This is a genomic window from Streptomyces sp. NPDC012466 (genome assembly GCF_042955215.1).
Taxonomy (GTDB): Bacteria; Actinomycetota; Actinomycetes; order Streptomycetales; family Streptomycetaceae; genus Streptomyces.
Genome location: NZ_JBIBEQ010000001.1, coordinates 486,294 through 510,073, shown reverse-complemented (window position 1 = coordinate 510,073; position 23,780 = coordinate 486,294). Strand labels below are relative to the sequence as shown.

Below are 23,780 nucleotides of genomic sequence, written 5' to 3'. Positions count from 1 at the left end.
ATGAAGGTCGGCGCCGTCATCATCACCATGGGCAACCGGCCCGAGGAACTGCGCGCCCTCCTCGATTCCGTCGCCAAGCAGGACGGCGACCCGGTCGAGGTGGTCGTGGTCGGCAACGGCTCGCCCGTGCCGGACGTCCCCGAAGGCGTCCGCACGATCGAACTGTCCGAGAACCTCGGCATCCCCGGCGGCCGCAACGTCGGCATCGAGGCCTTCGGCCCGGCCGGCCGGGACGTCGACATCCTGCTCTTCCTGGACGACGACGGGCTGCTCGCGGGCCACGACACCGCCGAGCTGTGCCGCAAGGCGTTCGAGGCCGACCCGAAGCTCGGCATCGTGAGTTTCCGCATAGCCGACCCGGAGACCGGCGTCACCCAGCGCCGCCACGTCCCCCGGCTGCGCGCCGCCGACCCGATGCGCTCCTCCCGGGTCACCACCTTCCTCGGCGGCGCCAACGCCGTCCGCACCCGGGTCTTCGCCGACGTCGGCGGACTCCCGGACGAGTTCTTCTACGCCCACGAGGAAACCGACCTGGCGTGGCGGGCCCTCGACGCGGGCTGGATGATCGACTACCGGTCCGACATGGTGCTGTACCACCCGACGACCGCACCCTCACGGCACGCGGTCTACCACCGCATGGTCGCCCGCAACCGCGTCTGGCTGGCCCGCCGCAACCTCCCCGCGCCGCTCGTCCCCGTCTACCTCGGCGTGTGGCTGCTGCTCACTCTCCTGCGCCGTCCCTCCCGCAGTGCGCTGCGGGCCTGGTTCGGCGGATTCCGCGAGGGCTGGACCAGCTCGTGCGGGCCCCGCCGGCCCATGAAGTGGCGTACGGTGTGGCGGCTGACCCGGCTGGGCCGGCCCCCCGTCATCTGACAAGCTCGTATCCGGGAACCCCCAGGAGCCCCCCGGGCCGTACCCTGGCCCCGGTTCATGCCAGGCCGGCACAGGCCGAGCATCTCGAAGACGAAAGTTTCCACTAGTGAGTGAGACAACGCACGACGCCACGGTCGCGGTGAGCGCGCCCGCGGCGCCCGACGAGGGCCTCACGGCGAGGGAACTCGCCGCCAAGCACGGGCTGACCGTGAGCGGCGCCCGTCCGTCCCTCATCGAGTACGTCCGTCAGCTCTGGGACCGGCGGCACTTCATCCTCGCCTTCTCCCGGGCGAAGCTGACCGCGCAGTACAGCCAGGCCAAGCTCGGTCAGCTGTGGCAGGTGGCCACGCCGCTGCTGAACGCCGCCGTGTACTTCTTCATCTTCGGCCTGCTCCTGGAGGCCGACCGGGGCCTGCCCCGCGAGGTGTACATCCCGTTCCTCGTCACGGGCGTGTTCGTGTTCACCTTCACGCAGAGCTCGGTGATGGCGGGCGTGCGCGCGATCTCCGGCAACCTCGGCCTGGTCCGCGCCCTGCACTTCCCGCGGGCCTCGCTGCCGATCTCCTTCGCGCTGCAGCAGCTCCAGCAGCTGCTGTTCTCGATGATCGTGCTGTTCGCCATCGCGGTCGGCTTCGGCCACTACCCGGATCTGTCCTGGCTGCTGATCGTGCCGGTGCTGGTTCTTCAGTTCTGCTTCAACACCGGTCTCGCGCTGATCATGGCCCGGGCCGGGGCCAAGACCCCCGACCTCGCGCAGTTGATGCCGTTCGTGATGCGGACGTGGATGTACGCGTCCGGGGTGATGTTCTCCATCCCGATCTTCCTCGCTGACAAGCCGGGGTGGATCGCGAACGTGCTGCAGTGGAACCCCGCCGCGATCTACATGGACCTGATGCGCTTCGCGCTGATCGACGACTACGGCTCCCAGTACCTGCCCGACCACGTGTGGGCGGCCGCGGGCGGCTGGGCCGTGCTGTTCGCCCTCGGCGGTTTCGTGTACTTCTGGAAGGCGGAGGAGAGGTACGGCCGTGGCTGAGCAGCACCAGGACGCGCGGATCCCCACCGTCATCGCGGATGATCTGCACATCGTCTACCGCGTCAACGGCGCCAAGTCCGGCAAGGGCAGCGCCACCGCCGCCCTCAGCCGCATCCTCAAGCGCGGCGAGGAGCGCGGCGTGCGCAAGGTGCACGCCGTGCGCGGCGTCTCCTTCGTCGCCTACCGCGGCGAGGCCGTCGGCCTGATCGGCTCCAACGGCTCCGGCAAGTCGACCCTGCTGCGGGCCATCGCCGGGCTGCTCCCCGCCGAGCAGGGCAAGGTCTACACCGACGGCCAGCCCTCGCTGCTCGGCGTCAACGCGGCCCTGATGAACGACCTCACCGGCGAACGGAACGTCATATTGGGCGGGCTCGCCATGGGCATGTCCCGTGAGGAGATCAAGGAGCGTTACCAGGACATCGTCGACTTCTCCGGCATCAACGAGAAGGGCGACTTCATCACCCTGCCCATGCGCACCTACTCCTCCGGCATGGCGGCCCGGCTCCGCTTCTCCATCGCCGCGGCCAAGGACCACGACGTCCTGATGATCGACGAGGCCCTGGCGACCGGTGACCGGAAGTTCCAGAAGCGCTCCGAGGACCGCATCCGGGAGCTGCGCAAGGAAGCCGGCACGGTGTTCCTGGTCAGCCACAACAACAAGTCCATCCGCGACACCTGCAACCGCGTCCTGTGGCTGGAGCGCGGCGAGCTGCGCATGGACGGCCCCACGGACGAGGTGCTCAAGGAGTACGAGAAGTTCACGGGCAAGTAGCCGGGCTCGGTCAGGGCCCCGCCGGAACTGCTCCGGCGGGGCCCCGCGTCTGCAAAGGAAACGTCAACTCCGGCCCATCTCAGGAATCTTGGGGCCAATCGGTGTGTTGTCGTGATGCGCAGGACACCCTGACGAACCGTGTCGCGTTGTACAACGTAAGCTGTACCGGTCCCGAAACACGGCAATCAGGGCAATAATGCGCGGCACCGCCCGTCGGGCCACCGTGCGGGCGGGTGGGCGGCGTGTCCGAAATAGTGTGTATTGGGTCGGCAGTGTAGAACGGGAGATGTGACGGCGATGGCTACGGAAACTCCCCAGCTCCACGCAGCACGTGCCGTCCCCGCGCCGGGCAGCCGGCGGTGACGGGAACCGGCACGGTGCGCGCCCTCGATCCGGAGCGCGCCACGCTCGACAAGGCCGCCGGTGAGAACTTCCCGGTGGCCCCCTTCTTCCTGCCCCGGGCCTGGCGCACCGACCTCATGGCCGTCTACGGGTTCGCCCGTCTGGTGGACGACATCGGCGACGGCGATCTGGCCCCCGGCGGCGCCGACGCCCGCCTGCTCGGCGTCTCCCCCGAGGAGGCCGAGGACCGGCTGGTACTGCTGGACGCCTTCGAGGCCGATCTGCGCAGGGTCTTCGACTCGACTCCCCGTCACCCCCTGCTGCGCCGACTCCAGCCGACGGTGCGCCGCTGCTCGCTGACCCCGGAGCCGTTCCTCGGCCTGATCGCCGCCAACCGTCAGGACCAGCTGGTCGGCCGCTACGAGACCTACGACGACCTGCTCGCCTACTGCGAGCTGTCCGCCAATCCCGTCGGCCGTCTCGTCCTCGCCGTCACCGGCACCTCGACACCCGAGCGGATCCGCCGCTCGGACATGATCTGCACGGCTCTCCAGATCGTCGAGCACCTCCAGGACGTGGCGGAGGACCTCGCCCGCGACCGCATCTACCTGCCGGCCGCCGACATGAAACGCTTCCACGTCCGGGAAGCGGATCTCGCCACGAAATCCGCCGGAGCGTCGGTGCGTGCGCTGATCGCGTACGAGACGCAAAGGGCCCGGGATCTGCTGAATGAAGGCGCCCCCCTGGTGGGTAGCGTCCACGGCAGGCTGAAGCTGCTGCTCGCGGGGTTCGTGGCGGGGGGAAGGGCGGCCGTCCACGCGATCGCCGCCGCCGAGTTCGACGTTCTTCCCGGCCCGCCCAAGCCCGGCAAGGTCCGGTTGCTGCGTGAGGTGGGCGTGACTCTGCGAGGAGAGGGGTGATCCGGACCGTGGAGTCGGAACCACACGCGTCACCGCCGGTACTCGCCGCCTACAGCTACTGCGAGGCCGTCACCGGGCGGCAGGCCCGCAACTTCGCCTACGGCATCCGGCTGCTGCCGGCGCCTCAGCGCCGTGCGATGTCGGCGCTGTACGCGTTCTCGCGGCGGGTCGACGACATCGGCGACGGCGCGCTCGCCGACGACGTCAAGGTGGCCAGGCTCGAGGAGACCCGGACGCTGCTCACCCGGATCCGCGAGGACGGGGTCGACGAGGACGACACCGACCCGGTCGCCGTCGCCCTCGCGCACGCAGCCGGCCGGTTCCCGATCCCGCTCGGCGGCCTGGACGAACTCATCGACGGTGTCCAGATGGACGTCCGCGGTGAGACGTACGAGACCTGGGACGACCTGAAGGTCTACTGCCGCTGTGTGGCGGGTGCGATCGGGCGTCTCTCGCTCGGCGTGTTCGGCACGGAACCGGGGGCGCGCGGAGTGGACCGCGCGCCGGAGTATGCCGACACGCTCGGGCTCGCGCTTCAGCTCACCAACATCCTCAGAGACGTCCGCGAGGACGCGGTCGACGGGCGGACCTACCTTCCCGCCGACGATCTCGCCAAGTTCGGCTGCTCGGCCGGCTTCAGCGGGCCGCGGCCGCCGGAGGGCTCCGACTTCGCGGGCCTCGTGCACTTCGAAGTGCGACGGGCCCGCGCTCTGTTCGCCGAGGGCTACCGGCTGCTCCCCATGCTCGACCGGCGCAGCGGCGCCTGTGTCGCCGCCATGGCCGGCATCTACCGCCGCCTCCTCGACCGCATCGAGCGCGACCCGGAGGCCGTGCTGCGCGGCCGGGTCTCGCTGCCGGGACGCGAGAAGGCCTACGTCGCCGTGCGCGGTCTGTCCGGCCTGGACGCCCGGCACGTGACCCGGCGGACCGTCAGGAGGCGTGCGTGACGAATACAGGCGCCGCCGTCGGCGTGAAGCGGCGGGCAACCCTCCGGCCTGGGACCGCGTCCCTGACGGAGACGGCCGGTCGTGCACCGTTCGAACAGCACGCCCGGGCCGCGGAGGAGGGTGCGCGATGAGCCACGGAACACGGCCCCAGGGGCCGGTGGCGCAGGGGCGGCACGCCGTCGTGGTCGGCGGCGGGCTCGCCGGTGTCACCACCGCGCTCGCGCTCGCCGACGCCGGAGTGCGCGTCACCCTGCTGGAGGGCAGGCCGCGGCTCGGCGGTCTGGCCTTCTCCTTCCGGCGCGGCGACCTCACCGTCGACAACGGCCAGCACGTCTACCTGCGTTGCTGCACCGCCTACCGCTGGTTCCTCGACCGCGTCGAGGGCGCGGCGCTGGCCCCGCTGCAGGACCGGCTCGACGTCCCCGTCCTGGACCTCGCCCGTCCCGAGGGGCGGCGGCTCGGCCGGCTGCGTCGGGACGCCCTGCCCGTGCCGCTGCACCTGGGGCGCAGCCTCGCCACCTATCCCCACCTGTCGCTCGCCGACCGCGCCAGGGTGGGCCGCGCCGCGCTCGCGCTCAAGGGACTCGACCTCGCCGATCCGGCCCTGGACACGCAGGACTTCGGCAGCTGGCTGGCCGCGCACGGCCAGTCGGCACGCGCCGTCGAGGCCCTGTGGGACCTGGTCGGGGTCGCCACCCTCAACGCGGTCGCCTCCGACGCCTCCCTGGCGCTCGCCGCGATGGTCTTCAAGACCGGTCTGCTGTCCGACCCGGGCGCAGCCGACATCGGCTGGGCGCGGGTCCCGCTGGGCGACCTGCACGACCGGCTGGCCCGCAAGGCGCTGGACTCCGCGGGAGTGCGCACCGAGGTCCGTACGCGCGTCACCTCCGTCTCCTCGGACGGGGACGGGCGGTGGAGCGTGCAGGTCCCCGGCGAGACGCTGGAGGCCGACGCGGTGGTCCTCGCCGTACCGCAGCGCGAGGCGCACGACCTGTTGCCGACGGGCGCCCTCGACGCGCCCGGACGGCTCCTGGAGATCGGCACCGCGCCGATCCTCAACGTCCATGTGGTGTACGACCGGAAGGTCCTCGGCCGGCCGTTCTTCGCCGCCCTCGGCAGCCCGGTGCAGTGGGTCTTCGACCGGACCGAGGCGTCCGGACTGCGCGAGGGCCAGTACCTCGCCCTGTCGCAGTCGGTCGCCCAGGACGAGATCGACGAGCCCGTGGCCGTGCTGCGCGAGCGGTACCTGCCCGAGCTGGAGCGGCTGCTGCCGCCGGCCCGCGGCGCCGCGGTGAGGGACTTCTTCGTCACCCGGGAGCGCACCGCGACGTTCGCTCCCACCCCCGGCGTCGGGCGCCTCAGGCCCGGCGCCCGCACCAAGGCACCCGGCCTCTACCTGGCCGGAGCGTGGACCGCCACCGGGTGGCCCGCGACCATGGAGAGTGCGGTCCGCAGTGGTGTGAGCGCGGCGGACGCCGTGCTGGGCGCCCTGGGCCGGCCCCGCCCGCAGCACCTCTTCGCGTTCGAGGAGGCGGCATGATGCCGGCCCAGGCCGGAGCGGCAGGCGGCCCCCGCACCCCCGGTACCGCGACAAGAGGAGAGACTGTGCCCACTGTGCCCCCGGCCTCGAAGACTGCCGAGGCGGTGGACGTGACCGCGCTGCTGGAGCGCGGCCGAACCCTGGCCACACCGGTACTGCGGGCGGCCGTCGACCGCCTGGCACCTCCCATGGACACTGTTGCCGCCTACCACTTCGGCTGGATCGACGCCCAGGGCAGGCCCGCGGAGGGGGACGGCGGCAAGGCCGTGCGCCCCGCCCTCGCGGTGCTGTCCGCCGAGGTCATGTCGGTCGCGCCCGAGACCGGCATTCCCGGCGCCGTCGCCGTGGAACTCGTCCACAACTTCTCCCTCCTCCACGACGACCTCATGGACGGCGACGAACAGCGCCGTCACCGCGACACGGTCTGGAAGGTGCACGGCCCCGCCCAGGCCATCCTGGTCGGCGACGCCCTGTTCGCCCTCGCCAACGAGGTGCTCCTCGAACTCGGCACCGTCGAGGCCGGCCGCGCCACCCGCCGCCTGACCACCGCCACCCGCGCTCTCATCGACGGCCAGGCCCAGGACATCTCCTACGAGCACCGCGACCGCGTCAGCGTCGAGGAGTGCCTGGAGATGGAGGGCAACAAGACCGGCGCCCTGCTCGCCTGCGCCAGCTCCATCGGCGCGGTCCTCGGCGGCGCCGACGACCACACCGCCGACACGCTGGAGAAGTACGGCTACCACCTGGGCCTCGCCTTCCAGGCCGTCGACGACCTGCTGGGCATCTGGGGCGACCCGGTCTCCACCGGCAAGCAGACCTGGAGCGACCTGCGCCAGCGCAAGAAGTCCCTGCCGGTCGTCGCCGCCCTCGCGGCGGGCGGCTCCGCCTCCGAGCGGCTCGGCGAGATCCTGGCCGCCGACGCCAAGAGCAGCGATGTCGAGAACTTCTCCGAGGAGGAGTTCGCGGCCCGCGCCGCCCTCATCGAGGAGGCCGGCGGCCGTGAGTGGACCGCCGACGAGGCACGCCGCCAGCACACCATCGCCATCGAAGCCCTCGACGCCGTCGACATGCCCGACCGGGTGCGGGCACAGTTCACGGCCCTCGCGGACTTCGTCGTCGTACGAAAGAGATGATCACTATCGGTCGAATAGCCCTCGCGTAGTCGCCGGCCGGTGCCGCGAGTCATCACGGAGCACCGGCCGACGGCGGACCCACAGCAGCTGCACACCTTGCGCCACTGCACGAAGGGGAAGCCATGACAGCGACGACCGACGGAAGCACCGGGGCCCTGCCGCCCCGCGCCGCCGCGGCCAGCGAAACCGACACCGACATCCCCGGGGCGGCCGGGGTTCCGGAAGCCGCCGCACGCGCCGCCCGGCGTGCCACCGACTTCCTGCTCTCCCGGCAGGACGCCCAGGGCTGGTGGAAGGGCGACCTCGAGACCAACGTCACGATGGACGCCGAGGACCTGCTGCTCCGTCAGTTCCTCGGCATCCGCGACGAGAAGACCACCCGGGCCGCCGCCCTGTTCATCCGCGGCGAGCAGGGCGAGGACGGCACCTGGGCCACCTTCTACGGCGGGCCGGGTGACCTGTCCGCCACCATCGAGGCGTACGTCGCCCTCCGCCTGGCCGGTGACGCGCCCGACGCCCCGCACATGGCGAGGGCATCCGCCTGGATCCGCGCGCAGGGCGGCATCGCCGCGGCCCGGGTCTTCACCCGGATCTGGCTGGCCCTGTTCGGCTGGTGGAAGTGGGAGGACCTGCCCGAACTCCCGCCGGAGCTCATCTTCTTCCCGAAGTGGGTGCCGCTCAACATCTACGACTTCGGCTGCTGGGCGCGCCAGACCATCGTCCCGCTGACGATCGTCTCCGCGAAGCGGCCGGTACGCCCCGCGCCCTTCCCGCTCGACGAGCTGCACACCGACCCGGACCGGCCCAACCCGTCCAAGCCCCTGGCGTCGCCGTTCAGTTGGGACGGGGCCTTCCAGCGGATGGACAAGGGCCTGCACGCCCTGCGGAAGGTCGCCCCGCGCAGACTGCGCAGAGCCGCCGTGAACAGCGCCGCCCGCTGGATCATCGAGCGGCAGGAGAACGACGGCTGCTGGGGCGGCATCCAGCCCCCGGCCGTGTACTCGATCATCGCCCTGCACCTGCTCGGCTACGACCTCGAACACCCCGTGATGCGCGAGGGGCTGGCCTCGCTGGACCGGTTCGCCGTATGGCGCGAGGACGGGGCCCGGATGATCGAGGCCTGCCAGTCACCGGTGTGGGACACCTGCCTGGCGGCCATCGCCCTCGTCGACGCCGGACTGCCCGCCGATCACCCGCAGTTGGTGAAGGCGGCCGACTGGATGCTGGGCGAGGAGATCGTCCGGCCCGGTGACTGGTCGGTGAAGCGGCCCGGACTGCCGCCCGGGGGCTGGGCGTTCGAGTTCCACAACGACAACTACCCCGACATCGACGACACCGCCGAAGTCGTCCTCGCGCTGCGCCGGATCACCCACCACGACCCGGAGCGGCTCGATGGGGCCATCGCACGCGGTATGCGCTGGACGCTCGGCATGCAGTCCAGGAACGGTGCCTGGGCCGCCTTCGACGTCGACAACACCAGCCCCTTCCCGAACCGGCTGCCGTTCTGCGACTTCGGCGAGGTCATCGACCCGCCCTCCGCCGACGTCACCGCGCACGTCGTCGAGATGCTCGCGGTGGAGGGGCTCGCCCACGACCCGCGCACCCGGCGCGGCATCGAGTGGCTGCTGGCCGAACAGGAGCCGGACGGCTCGTGGTTCGGGCGCTGGGGCGTCAACTACATCTACGGCACCGGGTCCGTCGTGCCCGCCCTGACCGCCGCCGGCATCCCCGCCGCCCACCCCGCGATCCGGCGGGCCGTGGCCTGGCTGGAATCGGTCCAGAACGACGACGGTGGCTGGGGCGAGGACCTGCGCTCCTACAAGTACGTCAAGGAGTGGAGCGGCAGGGGCGCCTCGACCGCCTCGCAGACGGCGTGGGCGCTGATGGCCCTGCTCGCGGCGGGGGAGCGGGACTCCAAGGCCGTCGAACGCGGTGTCGAGTGGCTCGCCGCCACGCAGCGGGAGGACGGCTCCTGGGACGAGCCGTACTTCACGGGGACGGGCTTCCCGTGGGACTTCTCGATCAACTACCACCTCTACCGGCAGGTCTTCCCGCTCACCGCGCTCGGCCGCTACCTGCACGGCGAGCCCTTCGCCGGGAAGCTCCGGGGGAGCGGGGAGGCAGGGGAGCTCGGGGGGAGCCGGGCCGGGATGCCGCTCGCCGAGGCCAAGGGGAGCGGATGAGCGCACAGCCCGCCCCGGCCCCGCTGCTGATCGCCTGCGCGCTCGGCATCGAGCAGTTCGCCCTGCGCGCGGGCGGCCGCGGTGGGGCCGGCGGGCCGGTCACGGTGCTGCGGACGGGCATGGGACCGGCGGCCGCCGAACGGGCCGTCACCCGCGTGCTGGCCGACCCGGCCCTGCGCGGTGCCGCCGTGCTGGCCACCGGCTTCTGCGCCGGGCTCGCGCCGGGCATGCACCCCGGCGATCTGGTCGTCGCCGAGGAGACCCGCGACCCGCGCGGCACGACCCCCTGCGTCGGGACCGACTTGCTGGTCGAGGAGCTGGCCCGCGCGCTGCCCGGGCGGACCGTGCACACCGGCCCGCTCACCGGCTCCGACCACGTCGTGCGCGGCCCCGAACGGACCGCCCTGCGCGCCACCGGCGCGATCGCGGTCGACATGGAGTCCGCCGTCACGCTCCTGAGCGCCGTGCGCGTGGGCGAGCGCCCGGTTGCGGCCGTCCGGGTGGTCGTGGACGCTCCTGAACATGAACTCGTCCGGATCGGCACGGTGCGCGGTGGAATATCAGCTTTCCGTGTTCTTCGTTCCGTTCTTCCCGCTTTCTTCGAATGGCACCGTTCCTTGCTGCTCCCCAGGAGGTGAGCCAGATGGCCATGCCGCTCCGACAGTCCATCAAGGTCGCTACATACTTGGCTGAACAGAAGATCCGCCGGCGGGACAAGTTTCCGCTGATCGTCGAGCTGGAGCCGCTGTTCGCCTGCAACCTCAAGTGCGAGGGGTGCGGCAAGATCCAGCATCCGGCCGGGGTCCTCAAGCAGCGGATGCCGGTCGCCCAGGCCGTGGGGGCGGTCATGGAGTCCGGCGCCCCGATGGTGTCCATCGCCGGCGGCGAGCCGCTGATGCACCCGCAGATCGACGAGATCGTCCGTCAGCTGGTGGCCAAGCGGAAGTACGTCTTCCTCTGCACCAACGCGATGCTGCTGCGCAAGAAGATGGACAACTTCACACCGTCGCCCTACTTCGCCTTCGCGGTGCACATCGACGGCCTGCGCGAGCGGCACGACGAGTCGGTCGCCAAGGAGGGCGTGTTCGACGAGGCCGTGGAGGCGATCAAGGAGGCCAAGCGGCGCGGCTTCCGGGTCACCACCAACTCGACCTTCTTCAACACCGACACCCCGCAGACCATCATCGAGGTGCTGAACTTCCTCAACGACGACCTCCGGGTCGACGAGATGATGATCTCTCCCGCCTACGCCTACGAGAAGGCTCCCGACCAGGAGCACTTCCTCGGCGTGGAGCAGACGCGTGAGCTGTTCAAGAAGGCCTTCTCGGGCGGCAACCGGCGGCGCTGGCGGCTCAACCACTCCCCGCTCTTCCTGGACTTCCTGGAGGGCAAGGTCGACTTCCCGTGCACGGCGTGGGCGATCCCCAACTACTCGCTCTTCGGCTGGCAGCGCCCCTGCTACCTGATGAGCGACGGGTACGTGCCGACGTACCGGGAGCTCGTCGAGGACACCGACTGGGACAAGTACGGCCGCGGCAAGGACCCGCGCTGCGCCAACTGCATGGCGCACTGCGGCTACGAGCCCACCGCCGTCCTCGCCACCATGGGATCGCTGAAGGAGTCCCTGCGCGCCATGCGCGAGACGGTCTCCGGGAACCGGGAGTGATGTCATGACCGCCGTTTCGCTGGGTGTCCCCGAGGTACCGGTCCGGCCGGTCGGGCAGCGGCGCGCCTCGCGCCGGATCCAGGTCGGTCCGGTGGCGGTCGGGGGCGGGGCCCCGGTGTCGGTGCAGTCGATGACGACGACCCGTACGTCGGACATCGGCGCCACCCTGCAGCAGATCGCTGAGCTGACCGCGTCCGGCTGCCAGATCGTCCGGGTCGCCTGCCCCACCCAGGACGACGCGGACGCGCTGGCGACCATCGCCCGCAAGTCGCAGATCCCGGTGATCGCGGACATCCACTTCCAGCCCAAATACGTCTTCGCGGCCATCGAGGCGGGCTGCGCGGCCGTACGCGTCAACCCCGGCAACATCAAGCAGTTCGACGACCGGGTCAAGGAGATCGCCCAGGCGGCGAAGGACCACGCCACTCCGGTCCGGATCGGCGTGAACGCCGGGTCGCTGGACCGGCGCCTGCTCCAGAAGCACGGCAAGGCCACCCCGGAGGCACTCGTGGAGAGCGCGCTGTGGGAGGCGTCCCTGTTCGAGGAGCACGGCTTCCGGGACATCAAGATCTCCGTCAAGCACAACGACCCGGTCATCATGATCGAGGCCTACCGGCAACTGGCCGAGCAGTGCGACTACCCGCTGCACCTGGGCGTGACCGAGGCGGGGCCCGCCTTCCAGGGCACGATCAAGTCGGCGGTGGCGTTCGGCGCGCTGCTGTCCCGGGGCATCGGCGACACGATCCGGGTGTCGCTGTCCGCGCCGCCGGTCGAGGAGGTCAAGGTCGGCATCCAGATCCTCCAGTCCCTCGGGCTGAAGGAGCGCCGGCTGGAGATCGTCTCGTGCCCGTCCTGCGGGCGCGCCCAGGTCGACGTCTACAAGCTGGCCGAGGAGGTCACGGCGGGACTCGACGGGATGGAGGTGCCGCTGCGGGTCGCCGTCATGGGGTGTGTGGTCAACGGGCCCGGTGAGGCGCGGGAGGCCGATCTCGGGGTCGCCTCCGGCAACGGCAAGGGGCAGATCTTCGTCAAGGGCGAGGTCATCAAGACCGTCCCCGAGTCCAAGATCGTCGAGACGCTGATCGAAGAGGCGATGAAGATCGCCGAGCAGATGGAGCAGGACGGCGTGGGGCCGGGGGAGCCGGCCGTCACCGTGAGCTGAGCAGCACGGAATGCGAAGGGGGCCCGAGCGTGACGATTCTGGAGAACATCCGGGGACCACACGACCTGAAGGCGCTGTCCGAGGCGGAACTGGGGGAACTGTCCGACGAGATCCGGGAGTTCCTGGTGCACGCGGTGGCCAGAACCGGCGGCCATCTCGGACCCAATCTGGGCGTGGTGGAGCTGACCGTCGCGCTGCACCGGGTCTTCGAGTCGCCGGTCGACCGCATCCTGTGGGACACCGGCCACCAGAGCTACGTCCACAAACTGCTGACCGGACGCCAGGACTTCTCCAAGCTGCGCGGCAAGGGCGGCCTGTCCGGCTACCCCTCGCGAGAGGAGTCCGAGCACGACGTCATCGAGAACAGCCACGCCTCCACCGCCCTCGGCTGGGCCGACGGGCTCGCCAAGGCACACCGGGTGCGGGGCGAGAAGGGCCATGTCGTCGCGGTCATCGGCGACGGCGCCCTCACCGGCGGCATGGCCTGGGAGGCACTGAACAACATCGCGGCCGCCAAGGACCGTCCGCTGATCATCGTCGTCAACGACAACGAACGCTCCTACGCCCCCACCATCGGCGGTCTCGCCGACCACCTCGCGACGCTGCGCACGACCGACGGCTACGAGCGGGTCCTGGCCTGGGGCAAGGACCTGCTCCAGGGCACGCCCCTGGTCGGCCACACCCTCTACGAGGCCCTGCACGGCGCGAAGAAGGGCTTCAAGGACGCGTTCGCCCCGCAGGGCCTCTTCGAGGACCTGGGCCTGAAGTACGTGGGGCCGATCGACGGGCACGACATCGGGGCCGTGGAGTCCGCGCTGCGGCGCGCGAAGCGCTTCCACGGGCCGGTGCTCGTCCACTGCCTTACGGAGAAGGGCCGCGGCTACGAACCCGCCCTCGCCCACGAGGAGGACCACTTCCACACCGTCGGCGTCATGGACCCGCTGACCTGCGCACCGTTGTCCCCGGCGGGCGGACCCTCCTGGACCTCGGTGTTCGGCGAGGAGATCGTCAGGATCGGCGAGGAGCGCGAGGACGTGGTGGCGATCACCGCCGCCATGCTGCACCCGGTCGGTCTCGGCGCCTTCGCCGAGCGGTTCCCGGACCGGGTCTGGGACGTCGGCATCGCCGAGCAGCACGCGGCCGTGTCCGCGGCGGGCCTGGCGACGGGCGGCCTGCACCCGGTCGTCGCCGTCTACGCCACCTTCCTCAACCGTGCCTTCGACCAACTGCTCATGGACGTCGCCCTGCACCGCTGCGGGGTGACCTTCGTCCTGGACCGGGCCGGGATCACCGGTGTCGACGGAGCCTCCCACAACGGCATGTGGGACATGTCCGTCCTCCAGGTCGTGCCCGGTCTGCGGATCGCCGCGCCCCGGGACGCCGACCAGCTGCGCGCCCAGCTGCGCGAGGCCGTCGCCGTCGACGACGCGCCGACCCTCGTGCGCTTCCCGAAGGAGTCCGTCGGCCCCTCGATCCCGGCCGTGGACCGGGTGGGCGGACTGGACGTGCTGCACCGATCGTCTGAGCCGCAGGTCCTCCTGGTGGCCGTCGGCGTGATGGCGCCGGTCTGCCTCCAGGCCGCCGAGCTGCTCGAAGCGCGCGGAACCGGCTGCACCGTCGTCGACCCCCGCTGGGTCAAGCCCGTCGACCCGGCGCTCCCCGGCCTGGCCGCCGAGCACCGCCTGGTCGCCGTCGTCGAGGACAACAGCCGCGCGGCCGGGGTCGGCTCGGCCGTGGCGCTGGCCCTGGGCGACGCCGAGGTCGACGTACCGGTACGGCGGTTCGGCATCCCCGAGCAGTTCCTCGCGCACGCCAAGCGCGGTGAGGTGCTCGCCGACATCGGCCTGACACCCGTCGAGGTCGCCGGACGGATCAGCGCGAGCCTGACCGTCAAGGAAGAGCTGTCCAAGGAGCCACAGGAATGACAACCGCCGAGTCCGCGTCGGAGTCGTCGCAGGCCGGGGAGTTCGACCTCGGCACGCTGCTGGCCGAACGCGGAGCCGAGCGCTACGAGCTGCACACCCGGTACCTCAACCACCAGCTCCCGCGCATGCTGCACACCATCGGCTTCGACAAGGTCTACGAGCGTGCCGAGGGCGCCTACTTCTACGACGCGGACGGCAACGACTACCTGGACATGCTCGCCGGCTTCGGGGTGATGGGCCTCGGCCGCCACCACCCCGTCGTGCGCAAGGCGCTGCACGACGTGCTGGACGCCTCTCTCGCCGACCTCACCCGGTTCGACTGCCAGCCGCTGCCCGGTCTGCTGGCCGAGAAGCTGCTCGCGCACAGCCCGCACCTGGACCGGGTGTTCTTCGGCAACAGCGGCACCGAGGCCGTCGAGGGGGCCCTGAAGTTCGCCCGGTCCGTCACCGGCAGGCCCAGGATCCTGTACTGCGCGCACGCCTTCCACGGCCTGACCACCGGCTCCCTCTCGGTGAACGGCGAATCCGCCTTCCGGGACGGCTTCGCCCCGCTGCTGCCGGACACGGCCGTCCCGCTCGGCGATCTCGACGCGCTGGAGAGGGAGCTGAGGAAGGGCGACGTCGCCGCGCTGATCGTCGAGCCGATCCAGGGCAAGGGTGTCCTGGAGGGCCCGCCCGGCTGGCTCCGGGCCGCCCAGGAACTGCTGCACCGGCACAAGGCGCTGCTCATCGCCGACGAGGTGCAGACGGGCCTCGGCCGGACCGGCGACTTCTACGGCTACCAGCACGAGGACGGAGTGGAACCCGACCTGGTGTGCGTGGCCAAGGCGCTCTCCGGCGGCTATGTGCCGGTCGGCGCCACGATCGGCAAGGACTGGATCTTCAAGAAGGTCTACTCGTCCATGGACCGGGTGCTCGTCCACTCGGCGAGCTTCGGGTCGAACGCACAGGCCATGGCGGCGGGCCTCGCGGTGCTGTCGGTGATGGAGAACGAGCAGATCGTCGCGAACGTCCGGGCCACCGGGGAGCAGCTCAGATCCCGGCTCGCGGCGCTCACCGGGAAGTACGAGATGCTCGCCGAGGTCCGCGGCCGGGGCCTGATGATCGGCATCGAGTTCGGTCGGCCGAAGTCGCTGAAGCTGCGCAGCCGCTGGACCATGCTCCAGGCCGCGCGCAAGGGGCTCTTCGCCCAGATGGTCGTCGTGCCGCTGCTGCAGAAGCACCGGATCCTCACCCAGGTCTCCGGCGATCACATGGAGGTGATCAAGCTGATTCCGCCGCTGATCATCGGCGAGCGGGAGGTGGACCGATTCGTCGACGCCTTCACGGCCGTGATGGACGACGCGCACAACGGCGGGCTGGTGTGGGACTTCGGCAAGACGCTCGTCAAGCAGGCGGTCGCCAACCGCTGAGGCTCCGCTGTTGCGATTTTTGCCTGTGAGGCAAGAAATTTGCCGGTGAGGCAAAGGTCCGGCTGAATGGAGGCATGAGCTCCTCCGAGACCGAGCGGCCCCCCGGGGCCGACTCGCCGGGCGAACCGGCGGCCGGTGCGCTGCCCGCCGTCGCGCCCCAGCTACGGGCACTGAGACGGCAGGCCTCCCTGACGCTGGAGGCCGCGGCCCGCGCCGCCGGGCTGTCGCCCGCCCACCTCTCCCGCCTGGAGACCGGGCAGCGCCAGCCCTCGCTGCCGATGCTGCTCGCACTCGCCCGTGTCTACGGTACGACGGTCGCCGAGCTGCTCGGCGAGACGGTCGCCGGCCGGGACGCCGTCATCCGCGCGGCCGACATGGAACCGACCGCGGCGGGCGGCTGGACGTACTGGCAGGCCGGTGCCCCCGGCCGCGGGATGCAGGCCCTGCGGGTCCACGTCCCCTACGGCTCCCAGGGCGACGTCGTGCGTGTCCATCCCGGTGAGGAGTGGCTCCATGTGCTGCGCGGCCGGCTGCGGCTGCGCCTCGGTGACACCACCCACCGGCTGGCGGCCGGCGACAGCGCCCACTTCGACTCGCTCACCCCGCACCGGATCGCCGCCGAGGACCACGACGGCGTCGAGCTGCTCTTCGTCCACACCCTGCTCCAGAGCCCCACGGCCGCCCTGTGCCTGGGCCCCACCCCCGGAGACGTGTCATGAGCGACATGGAGGAGAAGTTTCCCCGCGCCCTGTGGGTGAGGCTGTTCGTCTACCTCATCGCCGGCCACATCTTCGCCGCGTTCGTGTACCTGCTGTTCGAGGTCGGGGCGAAGTAGCCCCGACCCGGGCGGCGCCTCAGTCGAGGAGCCGCTCGCGCAGCCGCTCCCGGGTCTGCGGGCTGAGCCGCAGCCCCTTCTCCAGATAGGCGTCGGCGCCGCCCCAGGTCTCCTCGATGGTGTCGAAGGCCGCCTCCAGGTACTCGGCGCGCGCGTCGAAGAGGGGACTGAGCAGCTCCATGACCTCGGGGGAGTAGGCCGAGGCGGCGGAGCTGGAGCGGTGCACCTTGTAGCGGCGGTGCTTGGCGTTCGACTTCAGGTAGTCCTCGACGATCGCCTCGCGCTCCACGCCCACCGCGAGCAGCGTCACCGCGACGGACAGACCCGCGCGGTCCTTGCCCGCCGCGCAGTGCATCAGCGCGGGGACGCTGTCCTGCGCGAGCGCGTGCAGCACCCGGGAGTGCTCGTCCGTGCGCTCCTTGACGATCATGCGGTACGAGGCGATCATCCGGTCCGCGCCCTTGCCGTCCGCGAGGATCGCGCGCAGCTGGTCCAGGTCGCCGTCGCGGACCATCTTCCAGAACTCGGCGCCGTCGGCGGGGTCGCTCAGCGGCAGGTTCACATTGCGCACGCCGGGCAGCTCGACGTCCGGGCCCTCGAGCTTCTGGTCGGCCGCGTTGCGGAAGTCGAAGATCGTGTGCAGGCCCAGGGTGGTCAGGAAGGCGGCGTCCTCCCCGGTCGCGTGGGCGAGATGGCCACTGCGGAACAGCACTCCGTGCCGCACCCGCCGGCCGTCCACGGTCGGAAGTCCGCCCACATCACGGAAGTTGCGCACTCCGGCCAGCTCGGGCTCGGTCGACGGGACCTGCTGTGTCACGAGGGCTCCTCCCCTTCGGCGCCGCCGGCGCGGCTCGTCGACGGGCGTCACTCGACGATACGACATGCCTGCCTGGGGCAATGAGTTGTCCACAGGCGTTGCCCGGAGCCCCCGCCGCACTCGATGATGTTGCCGCCTGGTCGCACCTGGTCGGGCTTGTTCGAATCTGTGAGGGCATGATGCTGGACATCTCCGAAGACGGTCGTACGTGGGTGCTCTCCGGGCCGGCCAGCAGCTACGCCGTCCATGTCACCGACCGGGACGAGCTGCTGCACCTGCACTGGGGGCCACGGATCGGCCTCGCCGACGCCGAGGCCCTCGCCGTGCGGCCCCTGCCGGACTACTGGCCCTTCGAGTCCCCGCTCGACGGACGCGAGGAGTACCCGGTCGAGGGCGGCCCCCGGTTCGTCCGCCCCGCCCTGTCCGTGCGCACGGCCGAGCGGCGCGGCACCGAGTGGGTCTTCGAGGGGTACGACACGCAGGACGACGAGCTGCGGCTCCGGTTCCGCGACGGCGACCTGGCCGTGACGCTGCACTACCGGGTGCGCTCCGCGACGGACGTCGTCGAGCGCTGGGTGACGGTGGACAACCGGGGACCGGCCGTCGAGCTGCTGCGCGCCGACTCCGCGACCTGGACCTTGCCCGACCGGGAGGCCTGGCGGCTGTCGCAGCTGCACGGCCGCTGGGGTGCCGAGTCCCGGCTGACGCGCTCCGGCCTCACCCACGGTGAGAAGGTCATCGGCAGCCGCCGCGGCCACACCTCCCACCAGCACCTGCCCTGGGTCGCCCTCGACACCGACGCCACCGAGGAGCACGGCGAGGTCTACGGCTGCGCCCTCGGCTGGTCCGGCTCCTGGCGCATCACCGTGGCCCAGCTCCCCGACGCCCGCGTGCAGATCACCGGCGGCGCCGGCTACGACGACTCCGGCCTGCTGATGCTCGGCACGGGGGAGTCGTACACGAGCCCTGTCTTCGCCGGGCTCTGGAGCGACGGCGGCTTCGGCGGGGCGAGCCGTGCCTGGCACGCCTATCAGCGGGCGTATGTGATCCCGGACGCCGAGCAGGACCGGCCGGTGCTGTTCAACTCCTGGGAGGCCACCGAGTTCGACATCTCCGAGGAGCAGCAGCGGGCGCTCGCCGAGCGGGCCGCCGCCCTGGGCGTCGAGCTGTTCGTGGTCGACGACGGCTGGTTCGGGGCGCGCACCAGCGACCGGGCCGGGCTCGGTGACTGGACCCCCAACCCCGACCGCTTCCCGGGCGGGCTGAAGCCGCTCGCCGACCACGTGCACGGCCTCGGCATGCGGTTCGGCATCTGGGTCGAGCCCGAGATGGTCAACCCGGACAGCGACCTGTACCGCGCGCACCCCGACTGGGTGCAGTACCAACCAGGACGAAAGCGGACGGAGTTCCGCAATCAGCTCGTCCTCAACCTGGCTCGCGAGGACGTCCGGGAGTACCTGTGGGAGCAGCTCGACGGGCTCCTGTCCAGCGCGCCGGTCGACTACGTGAAGTGGGACTTCAACCGCTGCTTCACCGATGCCGGGTGGCCGGACGACCCCTACCCGCAGCGCCTGTGGGTCGACCACGTCCACGGCCTGTACGCCCTGCTGGACCGGTTGCGGGCCGCCCATCCCGGCGTGGCCTTCGAGTCCTGCTCGGGCGGCGGCGGCCGGATCGACCTCGGCGTGCTGAGCCGTACGGACCAGGTGTGGACCTCCGACAACACCGACCCCCTCGACCGGCTCGCCATCCAGCACGGCTTCAGTCAGCTCCATCCGGCCCGGGTCATGGCCGCCTGGGTCACGGACAGTCCGAACGCCATGCTCAACCACCGGGCCAGTTCCCTGAGGTTCCGGTTCGTCAGCGCCATGGCCGGGGTGCTCGGGGTCGGCGGCGACCTCACGAAGTGGACGCCGGAGGAGCTCGCCGAGGCGGGGCGGTGGGTGGGGCTCTACAAGGAGATCCGGCCCGTGGTGCAGCGCGGCGACCTGTACCGGCTGCGGCCCCCGGAGGGCGGGCTGAGCGCCGTGCAGTACGTCCTCGGCGAGGAGACCGTCGTCCTCGCCTGGCTCCAGGCGCAGCACTACGGCGAGCCCCTGCCGGCGCTGCGGCTGCGCGACCTCGATCCGGCAGCGACGTACGAATGCCTCGAAACGGGCGAAGTTCACCGAGGGGCTGTACTGCTGCATCACGGACTGCGGGTCGGCCTGAGCGGAGATTTCGACGCCACCGTCGTCCGCCTTAAGCGCAAGTAGCCGTTCTGTCCGAATAGGGAGTTTCAGCCGCTAAGGGGTAACGTGCCCCGATCGTAAAGGGGATGGGGTCGGGGTGCGTGACCATCGTCATATTCGTGACGATGTGTTGTCGCCATGTTCACGTAATTCCCACGAAAACAAGGGCCATTGAGAAAAGCGGGAGATCGGTAATCCACGCTCGGTGACGGCACTTGTGTCGGCGCGTCAAGGAAAACACTGTCACGGGCAACCGCAAGCTTGTCCCATTGCGTCTCGGTCGCTTACGTTCCACACCCATCCGGACGGACGCCTAATCCTGCCGCCGCCCGGAGCCCCACACACTGACCCGACGTACGGCAGGAGCGGGGGACCCACAGGTAAGACGCCTGTTCCGGTTCCCGGAACGGCTTGGGGTTAAGCCGCGCCTCGGCGCGACCGGGCATCTCCAGCCCGCACCCGACAGCTCACCTCGCAGGCGACGGAGAGGAATTCGCCATGCCCGCGAAGGGTAAGCACCGCCGTCCCAAAACCCAGCGTTTCACCCGCTCCATCGCCGTCGCCGGAACCGGCGGGGCCGCTCTCGCCCTGCCGCTCGTGGGGGCCGCCGGCGCTCACGCCGCCACCCCGCAGTCGGCTCCGGAAAAGGCCGTCCAGTCGGCTCCGGCCGCCGGCAAGAAGGCCGCCGAAAAGGCCACCGGCGCCCGTACGTACACCGTGAAGGCCGGCGACTACCTCGCGAGGATCGCCGACGACCAGAACGTCAGCGGCGGCTGGAAGAAGCTCTACGCGGACAACCGTGACGCCGTCGGCTCCGACCCGTCGCTGATCCACCCGGGCCTGAAGCTGTCGATCGGCAAGAAGGCGGCGAGCGCGCCCAAGGCGTCGGCCCCGGCCGCGCCGAAGGCCTCGGCCTCGAAGCCGTCCGCCGCCGAGTCGGCCCCGAAGGCGGCGACCGCCGCGAAGCCGGCCGCCGCCAAGCCCGCCGCCGAGAGCAACTCCAGTGGCTTCACCCTCCCGGTGACCGGTGCCACCGTCGGCACCCCATACCACATGTCCGGCAGCATGTGGTCCAGCGGCTACCACACCGGTGTCGACTTCGTCGTCCCGACCGGGACCTCCCTCAAGGCCGTCGGCGCGGGCACCGTCGTCTCCGCCGGCTGGGGCGGCGCCTACGGCAACCAGGTCGTCATCAAGCTCGCCGACGGCTACTACGCCCAGTACGCCCACCTGTCCCAGCTCTCCGTCTCGGCCGGCCAGACCGTGACCGCCGGGCAGCAGGTCGGCCTGTCGGGCGCCACCGGCAACGTGACCGGACCGCACCTGCACTTCGAGATCCGCACCACGCCGGACTACGGCTCGGACGTGGACCCGGTCGCCTTCCTGCGCTCGCACGGCGTCTCCGTCGGCTGACCGGCCGCACGACCACCTGCCTGACACGCGACCGAAGGCCGGACCCCGATCCCCGGGGTCCGGCCTTCGGTGTGCGCGCTCGCCGATCACCCCCCCGAGGGGCGACAAGGGATCGACAGGCGGCGGGAGTTGGGGCAGAGTGATCCCGTCCGGAGTGCAAGCGCTTTCCCCGGGTCTTCCCGACGGATCCCCAGGAGCTGTGTCCCGTGCCGACCACCCGCAGAGCGTTCGGAGCCCTGGCCGCCGGAGCCGCCCTGGCGGCCCTCGCCCCGACGGCCGGCGCGCACGCCGCGTCCCGTCGCCGCCTGGTCGCCCGCGACGACTTCTGTCACGGCCTCGGGCAGTGGGTGACCGAACTCCAGGACGGCGGCACCGTCACCGCCTCCCGCGGCATCCTGGAGATCGACGTGCCGAGCGGCGCGACCGTGTGGTTCAGGCAGCGGCTCGAAGGGCCGTACATGCTCGAATACACCGCGACCCCGGTCTCCGCGGGCGGGGTGAACGACCGGGTCTCGGACCTCAACAACTTCTGGAACGCGACCGACGTCCGCTCCCCGGACGACCTCTTCGCGACCCCGCGCGCCGGGGCCCTCGACGAGTACGACCACCTCACGACGTACTACGCGGGCTACGGCGCCAACTACAACACCACGACCCGGCTGCGTCGTTACGTCGGCCGGCCCGGTGTCCGCCCCCTGGTCTTCGACTACACCGAGCCGCTGCTGGTGCCGGGCGAGCCGAACCGGGTCCGGATCGTCTCCGACGGCTCCACGGTCCAATGGTGGAACAACGGGCGGCTCGTCTTCGGCTACACCGACCCGCAGCCGTACACGAGCGGGCACTTCGCCTTCCGGACCGTCTGGAGCCATTTCCGGATCAGCGGATTCCGGGTCTGGCGCCTCACCCCGAAACAGCCCTGACAAGCGGTGTATTCCGGAGTTGGCGAACCCTTTAGGAGTGGCTTATCTCACCGCCAGTCAACCCTTTCCTACGGTCGCGTAGGTCACATTCGAAGGTGAATCATGGACCGCTGTGGCAGACGATTCGAAGAGTGACAGCAGAGCAGTGATCGGGTCGTACGTAGCGGTGGGGGACAGCTTCACCGAGGGCGTGGGGGATCCCGGCCCCGACGGGGCGTTCGTCGGCTGGGCCGACCGGTTCGCCGTCCTGCTCGCCGACCGCAGGCCCGAGGGCGACTTCCAGTACACCAATCTCGCCGTACGCGGAAAGCTCCTCGACCAGATCGTGGCGGACCAGGTTCCGCGGGCCGTCGCCATGGCCCCGGACCTCGTCTCGTTCTGCGCCGGGGGCAACGACATCATCCGGCCCGGCACCGACCCCGACGAGGTGGCCGAGCGCTTCGAGCGGGCCCTGGTCCAGCTCACCGCGGTGTCCGGCACGGTCATGGTGACGACCGGATTCGACACCCGTGGCGTGCCCGTGCTCAAGCACCTGCGCGGCAAGATCGCCACCTACAACGGACACGTCCGGGCCATCGCCGACCGGTACGGCTGCCCGGTGCTCGACCTGTGGTCCCTGCGCAGTGTGCAGGACCGCAGGGCCTGGGACGCCGACCGGCTGCACCTGTCGCCCGAGGGGCACACGCGCGTGGCGCTCCGCGCGGGCCAGGTGCTCGGCCTCGACGTGCCGGCCGACCCCGAGCAGGCGTGGCCTCCGCTGCCCCCGCGCGGCGTTCTCGACGTGCGGCGGGACAACGTCGCCTGGGCGCGTGATTTCCTGGTGCCGTGGATCGGGCGCCGGTTGCGCGGGGAGTCGTCGGGCGACCATGTGACGGCCAAGGGGGCGCTGTCGCCGGACGACATCAAGATGCGGATCGCAGCGGTGGCGTAAGAGCGGTTTCGCTGCGCGTGCGGGCCGTGCCGGGTGGAACACCGGCGCGGCCCGCACGCGCAGCGAAACACCGGCTACGACGGCATCAGCCGCTCGTCCTCCACCAGCCCCAACTCGCGGGCCAGTGCCTCCTCCACCCACTCCTGGGCCCGTGCTCGCGGTACCGCGCCGGCGTAGGACGTCAGCTGCACGGCGAGGCCGTCGAGGAGGGCGGTGAGACGGAGGGCCGTGCCCTGCGGGTCCGGGCAGCGGAACTCGCCGGCGGCCACGCCCTCCGCGATGACCTCGGCGAGGGCCGCCTTCCACTGCCGGTCGAGGTCCTGGGCGACCTCGCGCAGCACGGGGTCGCGCAGTGCCGCCGCCCAGCCCTCGATCCACAGCCGCCAGCCCTTGGCCTGCCCGGTGGGGGCGTACCACCGTACGGCCGACCGCAACCGGCGCAGCGCCGGCGAACGGCGGCCGAGCAGCTTGCGCAGATGCGCGAGGTCGCCCTCCGCCGCGTGCCGGAACGCGGCCGCGACCAACTGCTCCTTCGTGGAGAAGTGGTAGAGGACCAGCGCGTTGCTCACGCCGAGCGCGGAGGCCACGTCGGCGATCCTGACCGCCGCCACACCCCGCGCCTCGATCTGCTCGATGGCGGCCCGCAGCAGATCCCCGCGCCGCTGAGCCACACTCAACCGGACTCTGGTCACGCGGTCACCCTACCCACGCGCGTGCGGCGC

Annotated in this window: 22 protein-coding genes and 1 riboswitch; of the genes, 20 read left to right on the top strand and 2 right to left on the bottom strand. The window is 71.2% G+C overall.

Annotated features, from left to right (window positions below):
* The 16 genes from ACFY9E_RS02345 to ACFY9E_RS02270 all read left to right on the top strand — a co-directional run bounded on the left by ACFY9E_RS02345 (nucleotide 1) and on the right by ACFY9E_RS02270 (nucleotide 16,746).
* Nucleotides 1-873 carry a glycosyltransferase gene (locus tag ACFY9E_RS02345; protein ID WP_390980254.1) on the top strand — a complete coding sequence of 291 codons (873 nt, stop codon included), beginning with the start codon at nucleotides 1-3 and terminating at the stop codon, nucleotides 871-873.
* A gap of 106 nt (nucleotides 874-979) precedes the next feature.
* A complete protein-coding gene (locus ACFY9E_RS02340; protein ID WP_390978532.1) occupies nucleotides 980-1,909 on the top strand; it encodes an ABC transporter permease in 930 nt (309 codons plus the stop codon).
* On the top strand, nucleotides 1,902-2,681 hold the full coding sequence (locus ACFY9E_RS02335; RefSeq protein WP_390978530.1) for an ATP-binding cassette domain-containing protein: 780 nt from the start codon (nucleotides 1,902-1,904) through the stop codon (nucleotides 2,679-2,681). The genes ACFY9E_RS02340 and ACFY9E_RS02335 overlap by 8 nt, the downstream gene beginning before the upstream one ends.
* 359 nt (nucleotides 2,682-3,040) lie before the next feature.
* Nucleotides 3,041-3,943 carry a squalene synthase HpnC gene (gene hpnC / locus ACFY9E_RS02330; RefSeq protein WP_390978528.1) on the top strand — a complete coding sequence of 301 codons (903 nt, stop codon included), beginning with the start codon at nucleotides 3,041-3,043 and terminating at the stop codon, nucleotides 3,941-3,943.
* On the top strand, nucleotides 3,940-4,890 hold the full coding sequence (gene hpnD / locus ACFY9E_RS02325; RefSeq protein WP_390978526.1) for a presqualene diphosphate synthase HpnD: 951 nt from the start codon (nucleotides 3,940-3,942) through the stop codon (nucleotides 4,888-4,890). The genes hpnC and hpnD overlap by 4 nt, the downstream gene beginning before the upstream one ends.
* The gene (locus ACFY9E_RS02320) at nucleotides 4,887-5,021 is read left to right on the top strand and encodes a DUF6380 family protein (protein WP_390978524.1); all 135 of its coding nucleotides are present in this window, start codon (nucleotides 4,887-4,889) and stop codon (nucleotides 5,019-5,021) included. The genes hpnD and ACFY9E_RS02320 overlap by 4 nt, the downstream gene beginning before the upstream one ends.
* Nucleotides 5,018-6,430 carry a hydroxysqualene dehydroxylase HpnE gene (gene hpnE / locus ACFY9E_RS02315; protein WP_390978522.1) on the top strand — a complete coding sequence of 471 codons (1,413 nt, stop codon included), beginning with the start codon at nucleotides 5,018-5,020 and terminating at the stop codon, nucleotides 6,428-6,430. The genes ACFY9E_RS02320 and hpnE overlap by 4 nt, the downstream gene beginning before the upstream one ends.
* 65 nt (nucleotides 6,431-6,495) lie before the next feature.
* Entirely contained in the window at nucleotides 6,496-7,563 is a 1,068-nt protein-coding gene (locus ACFY9E_RS02310) for a polyprenyl synthetase family protein (protein ID WP_390978520.1), read from the top strand.
* Nucleotides 7,564-7,685: 122 nt separating this feature from the next.
* Nucleotides 7,686-9,746, top strand: coding sequence for a squalene--hopene cyclase (gene shc, locus ACFY9E_RS02305; protein WP_390978518.1), 2,061 nt, complete (start codon nucleotides 7,686-7,688; stop codon nucleotides 9,744-9,746).
* Nucleotides 9,743-10,384, top strand: a complete 642-nt coding sequence (locus tag ACFY9E_RS02300) for a 1-hydroxy-2-methyl-2-butenyl 4-diphosphate reductase (protein ID WP_390978516.1) — start codon at nucleotides 9,743-9,745, stop codon at nucleotides 10,382-10,384. The genes shc and ACFY9E_RS02300 overlap by 4 nt, the downstream gene beginning before the upstream one ends.
* 5 nt (nucleotides 10,385-10,389) lie before the next feature.
* Complete coding sequence (gene hpnH / locus ACFY9E_RS02295) at nucleotides 10,390-11,412, top strand: adenosyl-hopene transferase HpnH (RefSeq protein WP_390978514.1); 1,023 nt, start codon at nucleotides 10,390-10,392, stop codon at nucleotides 11,410-11,412.
* A gap of 4 nt (nucleotides 11,413-11,416) precedes the next feature.
* Entirely contained in the window at nucleotides 11,417-12,574 is a 1,158-nt protein-coding gene (ispG, locus tag ACFY9E_RS02290; RefSeq protein WP_390978512.1) for a flavodoxin-dependent (E)-4-hydroxy-3-methylbut-2-enyl-diphosphate synthase, read from the top strand.
* Nucleotides 12,575-12,603: 29 nt separating this feature from the next.
* Nucleotides 12,604-14,499, top strand: a complete 1,896-nt coding sequence (gene dxs / locus ACFY9E_RS02285) for a 1-deoxy-D-xylulose-5-phosphate synthase (RefSeq protein WP_390978510.1) — start codon at nucleotides 12,604-12,606, stop codon at nucleotides 14,497-14,499.
* On the top strand, nucleotides 14,496-15,911 hold the full coding sequence (locus ACFY9E_RS02280) for an aminotransferase class III-fold pyridoxal phosphate-dependent enzyme (RefSeq protein WP_390978508.1): 1,416 nt from the start codon (nucleotides 14,496-14,498) through the stop codon (nucleotides 15,909-15,911). The genes dxs and ACFY9E_RS02280 overlap by 4 nt, the downstream gene beginning before the upstream one ends.
* 74 nt (nucleotides 15,912-15,985) lie before the next feature.
* Entirely contained in the window at nucleotides 15,986-16,630 is a 645-nt protein-coding gene (locus ACFY9E_RS02275) for a helix-turn-helix domain-containing protein (protein WP_390978506.1), read from the top strand.
* The gene (locus ACFY9E_RS02270) at nucleotides 16,627-16,746 is read left to right on the top strand and encodes a DUF6126 family protein (RefSeq protein WP_361300521.1); all 120 of its coding nucleotides are present in this window, start codon (nucleotides 16,627-16,629) and stop codon (nucleotides 16,744-16,746) included. Before ACFY9E_RS02275 ends, ACFY9E_RS02270 begins: the two co-directional genes overlap by 4 nt.
* 19 nt (nucleotides 16,747-16,765) lie before the next feature.
* On the opposite strand, the gene ACFY9E_RS02265 is transcribed toward ACFY9E_RS02270, so the two are convergent.
* A complete protein-coding gene (locus tag ACFY9E_RS02265) occupies nucleotides 16,766-17,563 on the bottom strand; it encodes a tyrosine-protein phosphatase (RefSeq protein WP_390978504.1) in 798 nt (265 codons plus the stop codon).
* 179 nt (nucleotides 17,564-17,742) lie between these two features.
* Between ACFY9E_RS02265 and ACFY9E_RS02260 the strand changes: the two genes are divergently transcribed.
* The 4 genes from ACFY9E_RS02260 (at nucleotide 17,743) to ACFY9E_RS02245 (ending at nucleotide 23,058) form a co-directional block, all read left to right on the top strand.
* Nucleotides 17,743-19,818, top strand: a complete 2,076-nt coding sequence (locus tag ACFY9E_RS02260; protein ID WP_390980252.1) for an alpha-galactosidase — start codon at nucleotides 17,743-17,745, stop codon at nucleotides 19,816-19,818.
* Nucleotides 19,819-20,126: 308 nt separating this feature from the next.
* Nucleotides 20,127-20,288, top strand: a riboswitch (cyclic di-AMP (ydaO/yuaA leader).
* A gap of 4 nt (nucleotides 20,289-20,292) precedes the next feature.
* Entirely contained in the window at nucleotides 20,293-21,207 is a 915-nt protein-coding gene (locus ACFY9E_RS02255) for a peptidoglycan DD-metalloendopeptidase family protein (protein ID WP_390978502.1), read from the top strand.
* Between the two features lie 206 nt (nucleotides 21,208-21,413).
* Nucleotides 21,414-22,127, top strand: coding sequence for a DUF6250 domain-containing protein (locus ACFY9E_RS02250; protein ID WP_390978501.1), 714 nt, complete (start codon nucleotides 21,414-21,416; stop codon nucleotides 22,125-22,127).
* A gap of 145 nt (nucleotides 22,128-22,272) precedes the next feature.
* A complete protein-coding gene (locus ACFY9E_RS02245) occupies nucleotides 22,273-23,058 on the top strand; it encodes a GDSL-type esterase/lipase family protein (protein ID WP_390980250.1) in 786 nt (261 codons plus the stop codon).
* Between the two features lie 74 nt (nucleotides 23,059-23,132).
* On the opposite strand, the gene ACFY9E_RS02240 is transcribed toward ACFY9E_RS02245, so the two are convergent.
* A complete protein-coding gene (locus tag ACFY9E_RS02240) occupies nucleotides 23,133-23,750 on the bottom strand; it encodes a TetR family transcriptional regulator C-terminal domain-containing protein (RefSeq protein ID WP_390978499.1) in 618 nt (205 codons plus the stop codon).
* Nucleotides 23,751-23,780: the final 30 nt, after the last annotated feature.